Source organism: Stenotrophomonas sp. 1278, assembly GCF_029892765.1.
In the GTDB taxonomy this organism is placed as follows: domain Bacteria; phylum Pseudomonadota; class Gammaproteobacteria; order Xanthomonadales; family Xanthomonadaceae; genus Stenotrophomonas; species Stenotrophomonas indicatrix.
On sequence record NZ_JARXWD010000030.1, the window covers coordinates 1 to 17,360 of the forward strand.

At 67.1% G+C, this 17,360-nt stretch carries 19 protein-coding genes and 1 tRNA gene; 11 read left to right on the top strand and 9 right to left on the bottom strand.

Features of this window, described 5'->3' with window-relative positions:
• Positions 1-211: 211 nt before the first annotated feature.
• From M2299_RS18275 to M2299_RS18295, 5 genes are all read right to left on the bottom strand, one after another.
• On the bottom strand, positions 212-880 hold the full coding sequence (locus M2299_RS18275) for a YoaK family protein (RefSeq protein WP_059063786.1): 669 nt from the start codon (positions 878-880) through the stop codon (positions 212-214).
• A gap of 10 nt (positions 881-890) precedes the next feature.
• Entirely contained in the window at positions 891-1,397 is a 507-nt protein-coding gene (locus M2299_RS18280; protein ID WP_025879447.1) for a hypothetical protein, read from the bottom strand.
• On the bottom strand, positions 1,394-2,794 hold the full coding sequence (locus tag M2299_RS18285; RefSeq protein ID WP_025879446.1) for a PhoH family protein: 1,401 nt from the start codon (positions 2,792-2,794) through the stop codon (positions 1,394-1,396). The genes M2299_RS18280 and M2299_RS18285 overlap by 4 nt, the downstream gene beginning before the upstream one ends.
• Before the next feature lie 84 nt (positions 2,795-2,878).
• Positions 2,879-3,358 carry a peroxiredoxin gene (locus tag M2299_RS18290; RefSeq protein WP_032977901.1) on the bottom strand — a complete coding sequence of 160 codons (480 nt, stop codon included), beginning with the start codon at positions 3,356-3,358 and terminating at the stop codon, positions 2,879-2,881.
• Positions 3,359-3,449: 91 nt separating this feature from the next.
• Positions 3,450-4,010, bottom strand: coding sequence for a glycine cleavage system protein R (locus M2299_RS18295; protein ID WP_025879444.1), 561 nt, complete (start codon positions 4,008-4,010; stop codon positions 3,450-3,452).
• 164 nt (positions 4,011-4,174) lie between these two features.
• On the opposite strand from M2299_RS18295, the gene dapA reads away from it, so the two are divergent.
• The gene (dapA, locus tag M2299_RS18300; RefSeq protein ID WP_025879443.1) at positions 4,175-5,068 is read left to right on the top strand and encodes a 4-hydroxy-tetrahydrodipicolinate synthase; all 894 of its coding nucleotides are present in this window, start codon (positions 4,175-4,177) and stop codon (positions 5,066-5,068) included.
• A gap of 32 nt (positions 5,069-5,100) precedes the next feature.
• On the top strand, positions 5,101-5,616 hold the full coding sequence (locus M2299_RS18305) for a hypothetical protein (RefSeq protein WP_088101377.1): 516 nt from the start codon (positions 5,101-5,103) through the stop codon (positions 5,614-5,616).
• Positions 5,617-5,854: 238 nt separating this feature from the next.
• On the opposite strand, the gene fdxA is transcribed toward M2299_RS18305, so the two are convergent.
• Positions 5,855-6,178: a ferredoxin FdxA gene (fdxA, locus tag M2299_RS18310; RefSeq protein WP_005409054.1), complete on the bottom strand. Its 324-nt coding sequence runs from the start codon at positions 6,176-6,178 to the stop codon at positions 5,855-5,857.
• Between the two features lie 186 nt (positions 6,179-6,364).
• Between fdxA and M2299_RS18315 the strand changes: the two genes are divergently transcribed.
• Complete coding sequence (locus tag M2299_RS18315) at positions 6,365-7,789, top strand: sugar porter family MFS transporter (protein ID WP_280884799.1); 1,425 nt, start codon at positions 6,365-6,367, stop codon at positions 7,787-7,789.
• Between the two features lie 461 nt (positions 7,790-8,250).
• Here the strand turns inward: M2299_RS18315 and M2299_RS18320 are convergent.
• Positions 8,251-8,325: transfer RNA gene (locus tag M2299_RS18320), tRNA-Glu, on the bottom strand.
• Between the two features lie 49 nt (positions 8,326-8,374).
• Between M2299_RS18320 and pcnB the strand changes: the two genes are divergently transcribed.
• The 8 genes from pcnB to M2299_RS18360 all read left to right on the top strand — a co-directional run bounded on the left by pcnB (position 8,375) and on the right by M2299_RS18360 (position 15,460).
• Positions 8,375-9,754 carry a polynucleotide adenylyltransferase PcnB gene (pcnB, locus tag M2299_RS18325; protein WP_033830828.1) on the top strand — a complete coding sequence of 460 codons (1,380 nt, stop codon included), beginning with the start codon at positions 8,375-8,377 and terminating at the stop codon, positions 9,752-9,754.
• 3 nt (positions 9,755-9,757) lie between these two features.
• Positions 9,758-10,243 (top strand): 2-amino-4-hydroxy-6-hydroxymethyldihydropteridine diphosphokinase, encoded by a 486-nt coding sequence (gene folK, locus M2299_RS18330; protein ID WP_080149163.1) that lies wholly within the window; start codon positions 9,758-9,760, stop codon positions 10,241-10,243.
• Positions 10,244-10,277: 34 nt separating this feature from the next.
• Positions 10,278-11,093 carry a 3-methyl-2-oxobutanoate hydroxymethyltransferase gene (gene panB / locus M2299_RS18335; protein ID WP_025878796.1) on the top strand — a complete coding sequence of 272 codons (816 nt, stop codon included), beginning with the start codon at positions 10,278-10,280 and terminating at the stop codon, positions 11,091-11,093.
• A complete protein-coding gene (panC, locus tag M2299_RS18340; RefSeq protein WP_032977891.1) occupies positions 11,090-11,929 on the top strand; it encodes a pantoate--beta-alanine ligase in 840 nt (279 codons plus the stop codon). Before panB ends, panC begins: the two co-directional genes overlap by 4 nt.
• 71 nt (positions 11,930-12,000) lie before the next feature.
• A complete protein-coding gene (locus M2299_RS18345; protein ID WP_033830829.1) occupies positions 12,001-12,495 on the top strand; it encodes a hypothetical protein in 495 nt (164 codons plus the stop codon).
• An 87-nt stretch (positions 12,496-12,582) separates the two neighbouring features.
• Entirely contained in the window at positions 12,583-12,963 is a 381-nt protein-coding gene (panD, locus tag M2299_RS18350) for an aspartate 1-decarboxylase (protein ID WP_004153087.1), read from the top strand.
• Entirely contained in the window at positions 12,960-14,474 is a 1,515-nt protein-coding gene (pgi, locus tag M2299_RS18355; RefSeq protein ID WP_099842270.1) for a glucose-6-phosphate isomerase, read from the top strand. Before panD ends, pgi begins: the two co-directional genes overlap by 4 nt.
• A 26-nt stretch (positions 14,475-14,500) precedes the next feature.
• Positions 14,501-15,460, top strand: a complete 960-nt coding sequence (locus M2299_RS18360) for a hypothetical protein (RefSeq protein ID WP_133119671.1) — start codon at positions 14,501-14,503, stop codon at positions 15,458-15,460.
• A gap of 90 nt (positions 15,461-15,550) precedes the next feature.
• On the opposite strand, the gene M2299_RS18365 is transcribed toward M2299_RS18360, so the two are convergent.
• Positions 15,551-16,120, bottom strand: a complete 570-nt coding sequence (locus M2299_RS18365) for a response regulator transcription factor (protein WP_032952096.1) — start codon at positions 16,118-16,120, stop codon at positions 15,551-15,553.
• A complete protein-coding gene (locus M2299_RS18370; RefSeq protein ID WP_032952097.1) occupies positions 16,117-17,337 on the bottom strand; it encodes an ATP-binding protein in 1,221 nt (406 codons plus the stop codon). Before M2299_RS18370 ends, M2299_RS18365 begins: the two co-directional genes overlap by 4 nt.
• Between the last annotated feature and the right edge of the window lie 23 nt (positions 17,338-17,360).

Here is a 17,360-nt window from a genome sequence, read left to right on the forward strand (position 1 = left end):
GGGGGGGGGGGGGGGGGGGGGGCGGCGGCGCCTGGCCGGGGGGGGGGCGCCCGCCCCCCCCCCCCCCCCCCCCCCCCCCCCCCCCCCCCCCCCCCCGCCCCGCCTTCGATAGCTTCCTGGTGACGGTCAGTAGATCCACGCCATGCGTGGATATCGCGGAAAAGATCGGATGGACAACGTAGATCCACGCCATGCGTGGATGACGCCATGCTCAACGCCGCCAGCGTGCCCACTGCTGGTAGGACACATAGCCCAGGCCGGTCAGGCCGGTCAGCAGGGCAGGGGCCAGCAGGGCGTCGTACTGCCAGCGCACGAACAGCCAGGCGCCGATCACGCCGCCAGCAAGGAAGCCGCTGATGATCAGGCCGCTCAGGGTCAGGCGTCGTACCTGCAGCGGCAGCCCGCGCAGCAGGTGGCCCAGGCCGATGCCGAGATCGGTGAACATTCCGCTGAGATGAGTGGTGCGTACGACGGCACCACTGAAGGTGGTGGCCATCGCATTCTGCAGTCCGCAGGCCATCGCGGCCGCCAATGCGCCCCATATCTGATGCTGCTTGAACAGCGGAATGGCCGCCAGCAGCAACAGCGATTCCAATGCCAGCGCCACGCCGTAGCGCCGGCCGAGCTGCAGTGCGCTGTCCTGAATCAGCAGTCCGCTGACCATCGCGCCCAGCGAAAACGCGATCAGCAGCCCCCACAAATGGCCGACCGCGCGCCAGTCACCTTGCGCCAGTGCCATGCCAAGCTGGCTGGTGCTGCCGGTCATGTGGCTGACCGCCTGGTGTTCAAAACCGAGGAAGCCAACCACATTGACCATGCCGGCCACGCACGACAGGGCGACCGCGCCGATCCAGACCCAGGTGGGCAGGCGGATTCCCATGGCAGGCCCCTCAGGGCCCGCCGAAGCCGCCGTTGAACTGCAGCTCGCTGAAGGTCCCGCTGGCCGGGTCGAAGACCGCGCCCCAGAACTGCGCGCCGCCATCGCAGACCCGCACCGCCTCGCGGGCGGGCCGCAGGCTGTTGTCTTCAGGCAGATGGAACGCGTTGATGTAGATCACCTGCTTTCCGTCCAGCTCGATGCCGACGTACTGGCGATCGAAATCCAGCACGTGTGGCACCTGCGCTTCCAGCGATGCCAGCTTCGCTTCCAGCTGGTCCACCTGCTGCCGGCTCGGTGCCCAGTAGCCGCTGACCCGCCCGGCCTCGCGGCCGGGGCTGGGGCGCGAGCAGGTGTCGAGCACCTGCGCGGCGATGATCGGGCGGGTGACCACCCAGGACTGGCCACTGCGTTCTGTGGTCGGCACGCTGGCCGGTCCCTGCGTGGTCGCGCAGGCACCGAGCAGCGTGGCAATGGCGACCGCCAGCGATGGCAGCAGCAGACGGGTGCAGCGGTTCACAACACCTCCGAGGCGTAATCGGCCAGCCGCGAGCGTTCACCGCGACGCAGCGTGATGTGCGCGCTGTGTGGCCAGTTCTTGAAGCGGTCCACGGCGTAGGTCAGGCCCGACGTGGTTTCGGTCAGGTATGGGGTGTCGATCTGTTCGACGTTGCCCAGGCAGACGATCTTGGTGCCGGGGCCGGCACGGGTGATCAGCGTCTTCATCTGCTTGGGGGTCAGGTTCTGCGCCTCGTCCAGGATCAGGTAACGCGACAGGAACGTACGGCCGCGCATGAAGTTCATCGAGCGGATCTTGATGCGGCTGGCGAGCAGGTCGTTGGTGGCCTGGCGGCCCCAGGTGCCGCCTTCCTGGTTGTGCGTCAGCACTTCCAGGTTGTCGGTCAGCGCGCCCATCCACGGCGTCATCTTCTCTTCCTCGGTACCGGGCAGGAAGCCGATGTCCTCGCCGACGCTGACCGTGGCGCGGGTCATGATGATCTCGCGGTAGCGCTGCTGGTCCATCGTCTGCGCCAGGCCGGCGGCCAGTGCCAGCAGGGTCTTGCCGGTGCCGGCGGTACCGAGCAGGGTGACGAAGTCGATCTCCGGATCCATCAGTGCGTTGAGTGCGAAGTTCTGCTCGCGGTTGCGCGCGCTGATGCCCCACACGGCATGGCTGCCGTGGCGGAAGTCATCGACCAGCGACAACACCACCTTGCCATCGCCGACGATCCTGCTGACGCGCAGCTCGACTTCGTCTTCGCCCGGCAGGTACACGTACTGGTTCGGGTACCACTCTTCGCCGTCCTGGGCGAGGATTTCGTAGTGCGTGCGGCCCTTGTCGCTCCAGCTGCGCAGATCCTCGCCGTGGCGCTTCCAGAAGTCTTCCGGCAGCTCGGTGGCGCCGGTGTAGAGCAGGCTGAAATCGTCCAGCGCGCGGTCGTTCTCGTAGTCTTCCGAGACGATGCCGGCGATGGCCGCCTTGATGCGCAGGTTGATGTCCTTGGAAACGAACACCACCGGGATCTCCGGCGTTTCTTCCTTCAGCGCCAGGATCGCGCCGAGGATGGCGTTGTCCGGGATGACCTTGCCAAAGCTCTTGCCCGCGTCGAAATGGCTGGTCTGGAAGCGCAGCAGGCCCACGCTCTGCTTGCCGCGCAGCTGCAGGCCCTGCGGCCGCTGCAGCGGAATGCCCTCGGCCAGGTTGTCCAGGCCCGAAGCCTGCACCAGCTCGTTGAGGAAGCGGCTGACCTGGCGGGCATTGCGGCTCGCTTCGGTCGTGCCCTTCTTGCCGTTGTCCAGCTCCTCGATCACCTGCATGGGCAGGTAGACATCGTGCTCCTCGAATTTGAACAGCGCGGTGGGATCGTGCATCAGCACGTTGGTATCCAGCACGTAGATGCGCTTGCCTCGGGTCATCATCGGTTCCTGGTTACGGACAGGGAAAAACCACCACGGCCTGCTGCAGGGCAGGGTGGTGGCGGACAAAGTGGGCGATGGGACTCACTTGGACTGATTGGCCTTCAGTTCGGCGAGGACGGCGTCGGCATGGCCGGCGACCTTGACCTTGCGCCATGACTGCACGATGCGGCTGTCGGGGGAAATCAGGAAGGTGCTGCGCTCGATGCCACGTACCTGCTTGCCGTACATGTTCTTCATCTTGATCACGTCGAAGGCGCTGCACAGCGCTTCGTCGGCATCGCTGACCAGCGGGAACGCGAAGCCCTGCTTGGCACAGAAGTTGTCGTGGGACTTCACCGAGTCGCGGGAGACGCCAAGCACGACCGCGCCCGCTTTCCTGAAGTCGGGCAGCAGTGCGTTGAAGTCGATGCCCTCGGTGGTGCAGCCCGGGGTGCTGTCCTTGGGGTAGAAGTACAACACCAGCCACTGGCCGGCGTAATCGCCGAGGGTGGCCTGGGCGCCGCCGGACAGCGCCAGCGGCAGGGAAAGGGTGGTGCTGTCCAGGGTATCGCCGTTGTTCATGAGGTCCTTCTGTCGAGCCTGGGTTCTTTCTACGACAATTGCATGAAACGCCACGCGCCCGTGAGGAGCGCGCGAAGAATCAGGGTTTCAATCAGAACTTCATCGGGTCCATGATCGCGTCCAGGTTCAAGTGGTCGCAGAACTCGAGGAAATCATCGCGCAGGGCGGCGATATGCATGTTGGCCGGCACGCCGATGGTGACCTGTGCGCTGAACATTTCCGCACCGGTCTGCATGGCGCGGTAGCGCGTGCTCTGCAGGGTCTCGATGGTGATGCCCTGGCGGTCGAAGAAATCGGCCAGCTGGAACAGGATGCCCGGCTTGTCGGCGGCGATCACCTCGACGATGTACGGCAGCAGGTTGGACTGCGCCTGCTTGGCTTCGGTGCGATACCACACCAGCTTCAGGCCTTCCTCGCGCTCGAGCCGGGTCAGCATCGCTTCCAGCTTGGCGACCGAATCCCAGGAGCCGGTGGCCAGCGCGGTCACCGAGACATCGCGGCCCACGGTGGCCAGGCGTGCATCCACCAGATTGCACCCGCTGTCGGCGATGCGGCGGGTGACGGACAACAGGGGGGACTCCGGATGCGTCGTATAGGCGTTGATCAGGAGGTGGTTTTCGCTCGGCGCTGGGCGCGGGGTGGTGTCGGTCAAGGCGATTCCGGGTAATGCATGCGTTAGTCTGAATGCCCGCCAGAGGCGGGGATCCACCGGTGTCCAGCATACTTGCCCGTGCTTTCGCGCCGCAAGTAACATTCAGAACGCCCGCGCCCTTCCGTGGCGGACGTTTTCCCTCCCCAGCCAAGAGCAGCACGTCCTTGTCCCTTTCCGGCCTCATCACCGCGCTGGCGACCCCCTTCCGGGCCGACGGCGCACTCGACCCCGACGGTTGGCAGCGCCTGCTGCACCTGCAGCTGGAGGGCGGCGTCCAAGGCGTTGTCGTTGCCGGCTCCACCGGCGAGGCAGCCACCCTGTCCGATGCGGAGTACGACCAGCTGCTGGCCAGCGCGGTCGAACGCATTGCCGGCCGCGTTCCGGTCCTGGCCGGTACCGGCCTGTCCGGCACCGCCAAAACCATCGAACAGACCCGCCGTGCTGCCGCGCTTGGCGCCACCCACGCGCTGGTGGTCACCCCGCCGTACGTGCGGCCGACCCAGGCTGGCCTGATCGCGCATTACCGCGCGGTCGCTGACCAGGCCGGAGTGCCGGTGGTGCTGTACAACGTGCCTGGCCGCACCGGCTGCGACATGCTGCCGGAGACCGTGGCCGAGCTCGCCAGCCATCCGAACATCGTCGGCATCAAGGAAGCGGTGGGCGATACCGGTCGCGTGCGGGCACTGCTTGACCTGCGCAGCCCGACCTTTGCCGTGCTCACCGGCGATGACGGCACGGCCGCACGTTCGATCCAGGCCGGCATGGACGGTCTGATCTCGGTCGGTTCCAACGTGCTGCCCGGCGCCTATCGCCGGATGTGCGACCTGGCCGCTGCCCGCGACCATGAAGCCGTTGAATCCTGGGACGCTCGCCTGCAGCCGTTCCATGACTTCTGCGGTGTCGAATCCAACCCGATTCCGGTCAAGGCGCTGTTGCGTCGGATCGGCATCGGTCACGATCTGCGCCTGCCGCTGCTGCCGCTTTCGGCCGCACACGCGCCTGCCGCCGACCATCTCGCCGGCGATATCGCCGCCCTCGAAGCCCTTTCCAGCCACTGACCTTCCGTCTTGGTCTGATCCAGGAGATTCACATGCGCCAATCCGTTTCCGCCGTCCGCGTGCTGTCCTTCGCGCTCCTTGCCGTGGCCACCGCAGCCGGCACCACCGGTTGCTTCAAGCGTGGCGTCAAGGGCGACTACGCTCTGGCCCCGGAAGTGCGTCCGCTGGAAGTGCCGCCGGACCTGAACCTGCCGGCAGGCGCCGGCAACAACCAGGTGCCGACCCTGAGCTCGGCGACCAAGCCGGCCACCCCGGCCGCCGCTGCCCCCGCCGTCAGCGCCACCGGTTTCACCATTACCGGCAGCAAGGATGAAGCCTTCGCCAAGGTCGGTACCGCGCTGGAAGGCGTGGAAGGCCTGACCATCGCTACCCGCGCGCAGCTGCTGGGTTCGTACGACGTGGCCTATGAAGGCAGCAACTTCCTGGTCCGCGTGGTCGCCGTCGACGCCGGCGCCTACATCTCCGCGGTCGACCCGCGTGGCCTGCCGGCCACCGCCGAAGCCCCGGTGAAGCTGATTGCCGCGCTGAAGGCCAAGCTGGCCCCGTAATGGCTGGTTGGGCGGGTGCGGACCCTGCTGGTTCGCACCTGCCGTGGTAGAGGCCGACCCTGGTCGGCGCCTTTGTGCCAACGAAGGTTGGCAGCTACCAGGGCCAGAACGGAAAAGGGCGCCCTGGGCGCCCTTTTCATTGCCTGCGGGTTCGCACCTGCCGTGGTAGAGGCCGACCTTGGTCGGCGCTTTTGTGCCAACCAGGGTTGGCAGCTACCAGGGCCATGGTGCCTGCGCCTCAGCGCTCCAGCAGCTTCAGCTTGTCCGGCTTGCCATCCCACTCACCGGCGTCGGCCGGCGGGTCCTTGCGCACGGTCAGCACCGGCCATTCCTTCGCCAGTTCTGCATTGAGGGCGACGAAACCTTCCTGGCCGGCGGGAACATCGTCTTCCGGGAAGATCGCGTTGACCGGGCACTCGGGTTCGCAGAGGGTGCAGTCAATGCACTCGTCCGGGTCGATCACCAGGAAGTTCGGGCCTTCGTGGAAGCAATCCACGGGACACACTTCCACGCAATCGGTGTGTTTGCACTTGATGCAGTTTTCGGTGACGACAAATGGCATGGGTAGAGGGCGAATCGCTTTCTGAACCTGCCAATTCTAGAACAGGTTGGCCCCCGGTGTCGGTTGCCGTGTGAAAGTGGGGCGGATGGGCGGCCCGGAGGCCCATTTGGCGGCGTGCCCGCCCTGTGCGACGCTGCCAGGGCCGCCGGCCCGCTTCGGTCGGCCCCCTTCCCTGCAGGATCCTTCATGTCGCCAGTCCAGCCCGGTGCCGCCTCCAACGGCGGTGAGAACACTGCCTTCATCGTCCTGATCAGTTGCGCCGCCACCCTCGGCGGGTTCCTGTTCGGCTTCGATAGTGGCGTCATCAATGGCACCGTCGATGGCCTGCGCCAGGCCTTCAACTCCAGCGAGGCCGCGCTCGGCTTCGAGGTCGCCTCGATGCTGCTGGGGTGCGCGATCGGGGCGTTCGTGGCCGGTTGGCTTGGCGATCGGCTGGGACGTCGCGGCGTGCTGATCGTGGCGGCCGTGATGTTCCTGGTGTCGGCGCTGGGCGCCGGCGCTGCGCATTCCTCCTGGTTGTTCGTCTGCGCACGCGTGCTCGGCGGGTTCGCTGTCGGTGCGGCCAGCGTGATGTCGCCGGCCTACATCGCCGAAGTCGCCTCTGCGCGCTATCGCGGCCGGCTGGCGACCGTACAGCAGATGGCGATCATCTGCGGCTTGTTCGCAGCGTTCCTCAGCAACTATCTGCTGGCCCGGGCGGCGGGTGCGTCGACCGAGCCGCTCTGGCTGGGGCAGGAAGCCTGGCGCTGGATGTTCTGGATGCAGGCACTGCCATCGCTGCTGTTCCTGCTGTTGTTGCTGGTGATCCCGGAAAGCCCGCGCTTCCTGGTGATGAAGGGCCGGCAGGCGCAGGCGAGGGCGGTGCTTGGCCGGTTGTACGGCGAACGTGCCGCGGTGAACAAGCAGGCCGAGATCGAAGCCAGCCTGTCCCAGGACCAGCACAAGCCGCGATTCGGCGACCTGCTCAACAAGGCCACCGGCAAGCTGCGCCCCATCGTCTGGGTCGGCATCGGCCTGGCGATGTTCCAGCAGCTGGTCGGCATCAACGTGGTGTTCTATTACGGCGCGGTGCTGTGGCAGGCGGTGGGTTTCTCGGAAAGCGATGCGCTGCTGATCAACGTCCTGTCCGGTGCGCTGAGCATCGGCGCCTGCCTGCTGACGGTGATGCTGATCGATCGCATCGGCCGCAAGCCGCTGCTGTGGGTCGGTTCGGTCGGTATGTCGGTGGCCCTGGTGCTGATGGTGGTGGCCTTCGCCAGCGGCAGCCTGGCCGAGGGGCGCCTGCAGCTGTCCGACGGCATGGGGCGGCTGGCGCTGGTAGCGGCCAACGTCTATGTGGTGTTCTTCAACATGTCGTGGGGCCCGGTGATGTGGGTGATGCTGGGCGAGATGTTCCCGAACCAGATCCGCGGCCCGGCGTTGGCCGTGGCCGGTGCGGCGCAGTGGACCTCGAATTTCGCGATCACCGTGACCTTCCCGATGCTGCTGGCCGGCATCGGCCTGGCCGGTGCGTACGGCATCTACACCGTGGCCGCGATCCTCTCGATCATCTTCGTCGTCCGCTACGTGCGCGAGACCAAGGGCAAAGAGCTGGAGCAGATGGAAGGCTGATGGCTTGGCCTGAGTTTCAGCGCCTCCCTGTTCCGAGGGGAGGCGGCAGGCCAGCCGCTCCAGGACACGCCGTATACCCATCCATGGGGGCTCGATGGCGCCATCCATGGCGCCAACGGTCCTGGAGCGGCTGGCCTGCCGCCTTTCGACAGATCGCGGGTGGCGGACACACGCAAGCGCGTCCGGGCTGATCTGCTTCGGAGGAGCGAGGCTGTTCTTGATCTTGCCGCCGGCGCGGGAATTGTCAGGAGGGGGCGGGCCACCCTGTCCTGGACCGTTGGCGCCATGGATGGCGCCATCGAGCACCATGGATGGGCTTTTGCGTGTCCAGGACAGGGTGGCCCGCCCCCTCCCTCGCAGGAACAAGGAGGCGCTCAAGCGACCAGCCCAGTCGGCGACACGATTCCGGAAAACAGAAAAGCCCGCACAAGGCGGGCTTTTTCGGTTCCTGCTGCGGCGACTGGTGCTCCCTAGGGGACTCGAACCCCTGTTTTAGCCTTGAGAGGGCCACGTCCTAACCACTAGACGAAGGGAGCAGTGTGTCGCTGCCGGTGCAGGAGCGCTAGTATATGCACCTCGATGCCATTGGGCAATCCCGAAACTTCAACCGGAAGCGCCAACATCATTTCCTCTGCTACATCACCGTTCAGCCTGCGCGTCATCCCGCGCGACCAGCACACGATCTCCCGCAAGGACATCAGCCCGAACGCTTTGCGCGTGCTTTATCGACTGCGCGATGCCGGCTTCGGCGCCTACCTTGTCGGCGGCGCGGTGCGCGATCTGCTGGTCAATGGCCAACCCAAGGATTTCGACGTGGCCACCGATGCCACGCCCGAACAGGTCAAGCAGTTGTTCCGCAACTGCCGCCTGATCGGCCGCCGTTTCCGCCTGGCCCATGTTGTGTTCGGCCGCGAGATCATCGAAGTCGCCACCTTCCGTGCCAACATCGATGACGGCAGCGGCGACCGCGAGATGGAAAACGGCATGCTCGTGCGCGACAACGTGTACGGCAGCATCGAAGACGACGCCATCCGCCGCGACTTCACCTGCAATGCCCTGTATTACGCCATCGAGGACTTCTCGGTGCGTGACTACACCGGCGGCTTCGAAGACGTGCAGGCACGCCTGATGAAGCTCATCGGCGACCCGGTGCAGCGTTACCAGGAAGACCCGGTGCGCATGCTGCGTGCGGTCCGCCTGGCGGCCAAGCTCGGCTTCCAGATCGAAGAGGGAACCGCCGCACCGATCCCGCAGCTGGCCGGCCTGCTCAACGAAGCCGCACCGGCGCGTCTGTTCGAGGAAGTCCTGAAGCTGTTCCTGTCCGGGCATGGCGTTGCCAGCTTCGAAGGACTGGAACGCTACGGCCTGTTCGACGTGCTGTTCCCGGAAAGCGCCAAGGCGCTGAAGTCGAACCGCACCGGCGCGCTGCGTCGCATGCTGGTCGAGGGCCTGGCCAACACCGATGCACGCGTGGCCAATGACGAGCCCGTGTCGCCGGCGTTCCTGTTCGCGCTGCTCCTGTGGCCGGCGTATTGCCGCGCACAGGCAACGCTGCTCAAGCAGGGCGTGGCACCGGAAGAGGCACAGCGTCGTGCCGCCGACCGTGTCACCGTGCAGCAGCTGAGCACCATTGCATTGCCGCGCCGTTTCTCGCTGCCGATGCAGGAGATCTGGCTGCTGCAGGCGCGCTTCAGTTCGCGCCAGCGCAAGCGCGTGATGCGCACGCTCAGCCACCCCCGTTTCCGTGCCGCCTTCGATTTCCTGGCCCTGCGCCAGGTGGCATCGGCAGAGCACGAAGCCGACGTCGCGTTCTGGCGCGAAGCGCAGGCGCAGTCCGGGCATGAGCTGGATTCGTCGCTGGATTCCCTGCACAGCGATGCCGGCGATGAGGAGGGTGGAGCGCCGCGCAAGCGTCGTCGTCGCCGTCGTCGTCCCGATGGCGCAGCTGCCGGTGCTGCCGAGTAATCCATGACCGGTGCCTGGATCGGGCTGGGCGCCAATCTTGGCGACGCAGCCAACACCGTCCGCGCGGCCATTGCCGCGCTGGACGAGCTGCCCGGAACCCGGCTGAGGCAGGCCTCGCGGTTGTACGCGACGCCGGCATGGGGCAACGAGGACCAGCCACCGTTCGTCAACGCAGTGGCCTCGGTCGACACCGATCTGCCCGCCGTCGAGCTGCTGCAGGCCATGCTCGCGCTGGAGCAGCGCTTCGGCCGCGTACGTGATCCCGCCGTGCACTGGGGGCCGCGTGCGCTGGATCTGGATCTGCTGCTGTTCGGCGAGCAGGTGCTGGACCTGCCCGAGCTGAAGGTGCCGCATCCCTACCTGCACGAGCGTGCGTTCGTGTTGGTGCCATTGGCCGAAATCGCCGCCGATCTGGCCATTCCCGGCCACGGTCGCGTACGGGATGCAGTGATGCGGGTGGATGCCTGCGGGATCGCGCCGTTAGGGTGATAATGCCCGGGTTATCTCCCCCGGTTATCAGCACATGAGCACCCACGCAGACAGCAAGCCCTGGACCGTTCCCGCCCTGGCCGAGGCCAAGCGCAATGGCCAGAAGCTGGTCATGTTGACCGCCTACGACGCAGGCTTCGCCCGCACCTTCGATGCCAATGGCGTCGACCTGATCCTGATCGGCGATTCGCTGGGCATGGTCGTGCAGGGGCACGATTCGACCCTGCCGGTGACCGTCGCCGACATGGTCTATCACACCCGCGCAGTCGCCCGCGTGCTGCAGCGTGCGCTGCTGATCGCCGACCTGCCGTTCGGCGCCGATGCCACCCCGGAACGCGCGCTGGATGCTTCGCTGCAGCTGCTGCAGGCGGGTGCGGAGATGGTCAAGATCGAAGGCGCCGGCTTCAAGGTCGACATCATCCGCTACCTGGTCGAGCGCGAGATCCCGGTCTGTTCGCACCTGGGCCTGACCCCGCAGTCGGTGCTGCGCCTGGGTGGCTTCAAGATCCAGGGTCGTGGTGATGCCGCGCGCCAGCTGGTGGACGATGCCAAGGCCGTGGCTGAAGCCGGTGCCAGCATCATGGTGCTCGAATGCGTGCCGACCCCGGTTGCCGCCGCCGTCACCGCCGCAGTGCCTGTGCCGACCATCGGTATCGGTGCCGGTCCGCAGTGCGACGGCCAGGTGCTGGTGCTGCACGATTTCCTCGGTCTGGACAGCGGCCACCGTCGCCCGAAGTTCGTCAAGGACTTCCTGGCTGAAGGCGGTTCGGTGGCCGGCGCCACCCGTGCCTACGCCGATGCCGTGCGCGATGGCAGCTTCCCCGACGAAGAACACGCGTACGCCCAATGATCCAGACCTTCAACGAACTCGGTGCGCTGCGCGCGCAGATCGCGCAGTGGAAGGGCGAGGGCCTGCGCGTGGCGCTGGTGCCGACCATGGGCAACCTGCACGGCGGGCACCACGCGCTGGTCACCCTGGCAAAGCAGTACGCCGACAAGGTGGTGGCCAGCATCTTCGTCAACCCGACACAGTTCGGGCCGAACGAGGATTTCAGCCGCTATCCGCGCACCCCCGAAGCCGATGTAGCCGGGCTGGAGCAGGTGGGCTGCGATGCGGTGTGGCTGCCCAGCGTCGAAGCGATGTACCCGCTGGGCGTGGACAAGACCACGCAGATGCATGCGCCTGGCGTCAGCGAGGTACTGGAAGGCGCCAGCCGCCCGGGCCATTTCGATGGCGTGTGCACGGTGGTGGCGCGGCTGTTCCTGCAGGTACAGCCGGATGTGGCCGTGTTCGGCCGCAAGGACTACCAGCAGCTGGCGGTCATCAAGCAGATGGTGGCCGAGCTGTCGTTCCCGATCCAGATCGTCGGTGCCGAGATCGTGCGTGATGAGGATGGCCTGGCCAAGAGCTCGCGCAACCAGTACCTCAGCGCCGAGCAGCGCCCCTTGGCGACCACCCTTCACCGCACCCTGCTGGGCATGCGCGAAGGCTATGTGGCCGGGCATGCGCGTGAACGCATCGAGGCCGACGCCGTCGCTGCGCTGCAGGCAGCGGGCTTCCAGGTGGATTACGCGGTACTGCGCACTCCGGAGCTGGCCGAGCCGAGTTTCGATGGCGGCGGCCGCGTGGCCCTGATCGCCGCGCGCCTGGGCACCACCCGGTTGATCGACAACCTGGAGTTCTGAACCGCCCCGCGCGGTTGTGCAGGGCGCCCGCAGTGGGCGCCCGTGTTCGCCGGCAAGGATGACCTGCCGATATGACCTCGTTTCCAGCCAGCCCCGGCCGCCGCGCCGTGGCGGCGATCCTGGCGGTGTTCGCCGCCGCGCTGCTGCCTTCGCTGGTGATCGGTGGCCTGATCGCCGGTCTCAGTCTCGGCCAGGAAGTGGCCACGGCCGCGCTGGCGGCCGCATTGATGTTCGTGCTGGCCTTCGCCCACGCCGTGGCGGTGCTGCTGCCGATGGGCCTGATCCTGCTGTCTTCCGGCCGCCTGCGCTGGGTGTGGTTCGCGCTGGTCGGGGCAGGGCTGGGCGCGCTGGCCATGGCCACTTGTGCCTGGCCCGACGGCTCTGGCGGCGCTCTGATGAGCCCGCTGTCCTCTGCGGGCAACTTCGACTGGGCCAGCTATGCCTTCTCGGTACTGGTGGCGGCCGGATTCGGCCTGATGGCCGGACTGGCGTTCCATGCCGTGTTCCGGGCCGTGCTGGCCGGTGCCGCGGCGCCATCGCCGGGCGCACAGCAGCGCACCGGCTGAACGGTCTTCAGCATCCTGCGGCCGCTACCTGACGGTTGCCGCGTGGGTGCTAGAATCCGCTCTTTCCTTTGCCGTTGCAGCGCCCCCATGCACCTGTCCCTGCTCAAGACCAAGATCCACCGCGCCACCGTCACCCATTCCGAGCTGAACTACGAAGGCTCCATCGCCATCGATGACAACCTGCTGGCTGCCACCGGCATCCGTGAGTTCGAGCAGGTGCACATCTGGGACGTGACCAACGGTGCGCGCTTCTCGACCTATGCGATCCGCGCCGAAGCCGGCAGCGGCGTCGTCTCGCTCAATGGTGGCGCCGCGCGCCACGTGCAGGTCGGTGACATCATCATCATTGCCGCCTTCGCCAGCATGACCGAGCAGGAAGCCGACAGCTTCAAGCCGAAGCTGGTGTACGTGGATGGCAACAACCAGATTTCCCACACCAACGACACGATCCCGACCCAGGCCGCATGACAACGAACAACGGATTCGACTCGCTGCATTCCCACGCCCAGCGCCTGAAGGGCGCAAGCATTCCCGGCCTGCTCGCCGCCGAACCCGGCCGTGTACAGGACCTGGCGCTGCGGGTCGGTCCGTTGTATGTCAACTTCGCCCGGCAGAAATACGATGCCGCAGCGTTGCAGGCGCTGTTGGCGCTGGCTGCCGAACGTGATGTCGGCGGCGCCATCACGCGCCTGTTCCGTGGCGAGCAGGTCAACCTGACCGAAGGCCGCGCTGCGCTGCATACCGCGTTGCGCGGTGATGTAGTCGATGCGCCGGTGGCGGCCGAGGCCTATGCCACCGCGCGCGGCATCCGCCAGCGCATGGGCGTGCTGGTGCGCGCGCTGGAAGACAGCGGCGTGACCGATGTGGTCAGCGTCGGCATTGGCGGTTCCGATCTCGGCCCGCGACTGGTCGCCGATGCGCTGCGCCCGGTCACAGGCGCACGCCTGCGCGTGCATTTCGTGTCGAACGTGGACGGCGCCGCCATGCAGCGCACGCTGGCCACGCTGGATCCGGCGAAGACCGCCGGCATCCTCATTTCCAAGACCTTTGGTACCCAGGAAACCCTGCTCAACGGCCAGATCCTGCATGACTGGCTGGGCGGCAGCGACCGTCTGTACGCGGTCAGCGCCAATCCGGAACGCGCCGCCAAGGCCTTCGCCATTGCCGCCGAGCGCGTGCTGCCGATGTGGGACTGGGTGGGCGGCCGCTATTCGCTGTGGTCGGCCGTCGGTTTCCCGATCGCACTGGCCATCGGCTTCGAGCGCTTCGAGCAGCTGCTGGAAGGTGCCGCGCAGATGGATGCGCATGCGCTGGACGCACCGTTGGAGCGCAACCTGCCGGTGCTGCACGGCCTGACCGACATCTGGAACCGCAATCTGCTGGGCTACGCCACGCATGCGGTGATGACCTACGACCAGCGCCTGGCGCTGCTGCCGGCCTACCTGCAGCAGCTGGTGATGGAAAGCCTGGGCAAGCGCGTGCAGCGCGATGGCCAGCCGGTCACCACCGACACCGTGCCGGTGTGGTGGGGCGGTGCGGGCACCGATGTGCAGCACAGCTTCTTCCAGGCGCTGCACCAGGGCACCAGCATCATCCCAGCCGATTTCATCGGCTGCGTGCACAACGATGATCCGTATACGGTCAACCACCAGGCGCTGATGGCCAACCTGCTGGCGCAGACCGAAGCACTGGCCAACGGCCAGGGCAGCGACGATCCGCACCGCGATTACCCGGGCGGCCGCCCGAGCACGATGATCCTGCTCGACGCGCTCACCCCGCAGGCGCTGGGCGCCTTGATCGCGATGTACGAGCACGCGGTGTACGTGCAGTCGGTGATCTGGAACATCAACGCTTTCGACCAGTTCGGTGTCGAACTGGGCAAGCAGCTGGCCAGTGGCCTGCTGCCGGCCCTGCAGGGCGAGGATGTCCAGATCAATGATCCGCTGACCCGTGAGTTGCTGGCTCAGCTGAAGGGCTGAGCGCGGCGCGCCGGATGCGTGCGTCGATGCACTGGCGCGACCTCGTTCGACGAAGGCAGCCCGAGGTGTGGGCGGGTCTGCACCTGACCGTGCAGGCCCCCGTGCGCCCTGCGCTTGTGGTTTCGGTCTGCCCGCCGGACCGCATACGGGTGGGTACCGAGGAACGCCCCATGTTGTGGGCGAGGGTGGAGCCCGACTACTTCGGCGTGGACCTGCTTCGCAGCGCCTCCCCGGCCTCGCCGGCGATCATTCCACCGATCACGGCTGCCGAGGCGCGGGCGTTGCATTCGGATGATCCGGTGCGGACTGCCGCAGCGTGGGCACGTCATTTCGCACGGGCCCTTACCCGTTCGGATCGATCTCCGCTGGCACAGGGCGAATGGCTGCTGCAGCCGACGCTGCATGGCCTGGAGCGTGCGCGGATGCCGCTCACGCTCGCGTCAGATGCGCTGGCCCGACCGGCGGTCGATACCTTGGACTGGTCGAGCGTGACGCACGGCGAATGCCTGCCTCCTGTCCTGCTGCGGGCACCGTCACTGGCCACGGATGGGCGGGTCAAGGCCTGGGCCAGGCAGGCCCGGGCAGGATCACTGCCACCGGTGCTGCTGATGTGGATCAGTGGCCTGCAGGCACACGTGGTGCTGGACGGACACGACCGGCTGCAGGCCGCCGTGCAGGAGGGCGCAGATGTGCCGGTGCTGGTTCTGCTGCGTCATGGCGAGCGGTGCGTGGATGAGCAGGGCCTGGCGCGGGCTGACATCATCGTCGAGCGGTCTGGCGGCGCGGACATGACAGTCGAGGCCCGCAACCGACTGCTGCTCGATCTGTATAGCCCTGCGCGCGACGTCCTGCCCAGTCGGGCAGATCTGATGCGTGGTGGGGTGGATCAATGGGTTGCAGAAGTGGACGCCGAGGCCAGGCAGGGCGAGGATGTCCAGATCAATGATCCGCTGACCCGTGAGCTGCTGGCGCAGCTGAGGGGCTGACGCGGGCGGGGAATGCCGCCGGGCATTGCCCGGCGCTACCCTTCGTCATGCCGGTAGCGCCGGGCCATGCCCGGCGAATACGACGACGCATCACCGGCTCGGATCGCGTTCCGGGCTCGGCCGCTTGGCCAGCTTGCGCTGCAGCGAACGCCGGTGCATGCCGAGCAGCCGCGCGGCCGCCGACACATTGCCGCCGGTTTCATGCATCGCCTGCTGGATGTGTTCCCACTGCAGGCGGCTGATCGGGGTCATCGCATCAGGCACTTCCATCTCGCCGTCATCGGCGGGGCCATCGTCTTCCTCGCCCAGCGCACGCAGGATCATCGGCACCGTCGATGGCTTCGGCAGGTAGTCGTCGGCGCCCAGCTTGATCGCCTCCACTGCGGTGGCGATGCTGGCATAGCCGGTCACCAGCAGGATCCGCATGTCTGCGCGCAGCGCGCGCAACGGCTGTATCAGGGCCAGCCCGGAATCGCTGCCCAGCTTCAGGTCGATCAGCGCGAACGCCGGCGGATGCTGGCGGGCCAGTGCCAGCGCGCTGGCGGCATCCTGTGCGGTCTGCGTCTCCAGCCCTTTGCGGGCCAGGCTGCGCTGCAGGGTGCGCAGGTAGAGTTCGTCGTCGTCGACCAGCAGGCCAAGGGTGGAAGCAGTCATGGTCATTCCTCGCGGGGGGCCAACGGCAGGCGGAAGCCGACGCGGCTACCGGCCCCTTGGGCCGGGCGCATCCACATCTCGCCGTCCAGGCGTTCGATGGTGGCATGGGACAGGGCAAGACCGACGCCCATGCCTTCACTCTTGCTGCTGCCGAACAGCTTGCCCGGCAGCACGGCGGCGCGGGCGTTGAAGCCATGGCCGTAGTCGCGCACTTCGCCGATCAGGTCGTCGCCTTCGATGCGCAGGCTGAGATCGACGCGCGGTCGGCCGGCCTGCTCGCCGGCATCGGCCGCGTTGTTCAGCAGCACCATCAGCAGGTGGCCGACGCCCGGGTCCAGCGGCAGGCGCAGGGGTGCGTCGTCGTTGCGATGCAGGTCGATGGTCGGGCGCACCAGCCGCCATTGCTCCAGCACCTGCTGGGCCGTGGAGTGGGCGCGCCCGGGGCCGTCATTGGAGGCCGGGGCGGCCAGGGCCAGCACGCGCTCCCGGCACTGCACCAGCAGTTCGCGCAGGGTTTCCATGTCCTCGCGCACTTCCGGTTCTTCGCTGCGTTCGGCCACGTCGTCGGCGAGCAGGGTCATCGTCGCCAGCGGCGTGTTCAGTTCATGCGCCACCGAGGCTGCATGCGTGGCCAGGGCGACGATGCCCTCGTTGCGCGCGAAGCGTTCGCGCAGTGCCGACAGTTCCAGCTCGCGCTCGCGCAGCGCGATCGCCAGCCGGGTAGAGAAGATCAGTACGACCGCAGCGGACAGCAGGAAGGTGGCGATCACGCCCCAGCGATTGAGGTCCAGTGCGTTGAAATAGCCCGCCGGCAGCGGTTGCCCGAACAGTCCGCTGGCGGCGTAGCCCAGCAGGCAGGCGCTGGCCACGGCCAGGGCCCAGCGCAGGGGCAGGGCGAAGGCCGCCAGGGCGATCAGGATCAGGAACAGCGAGCCGAACGGATTGGCGATGCCGCCGCTCCAGCTGACCATCCATGTGAGGATGATCACGTCCACCAGGATGTGGCCGAAGGCGGTCAGCGGCGCGGTATCGGCCGGCTCCGGGCGCAGCTGCGTATACAGGTTGAATACGGCGAGCACGGCAACGCCCGACCACAGCGGCAGTTGCGGCAAGGGCAGTCCCAGCACCCAGGTCGCAACCAGGATGGTGGCCGCCTGGCCAGCCACGGCCAACCAGCGCAGGCTGCACAGGGTTCGGAGAAACGGGGCGTCGGGACCGGTCATTCGCGCCCATCGTATGCGTTCGC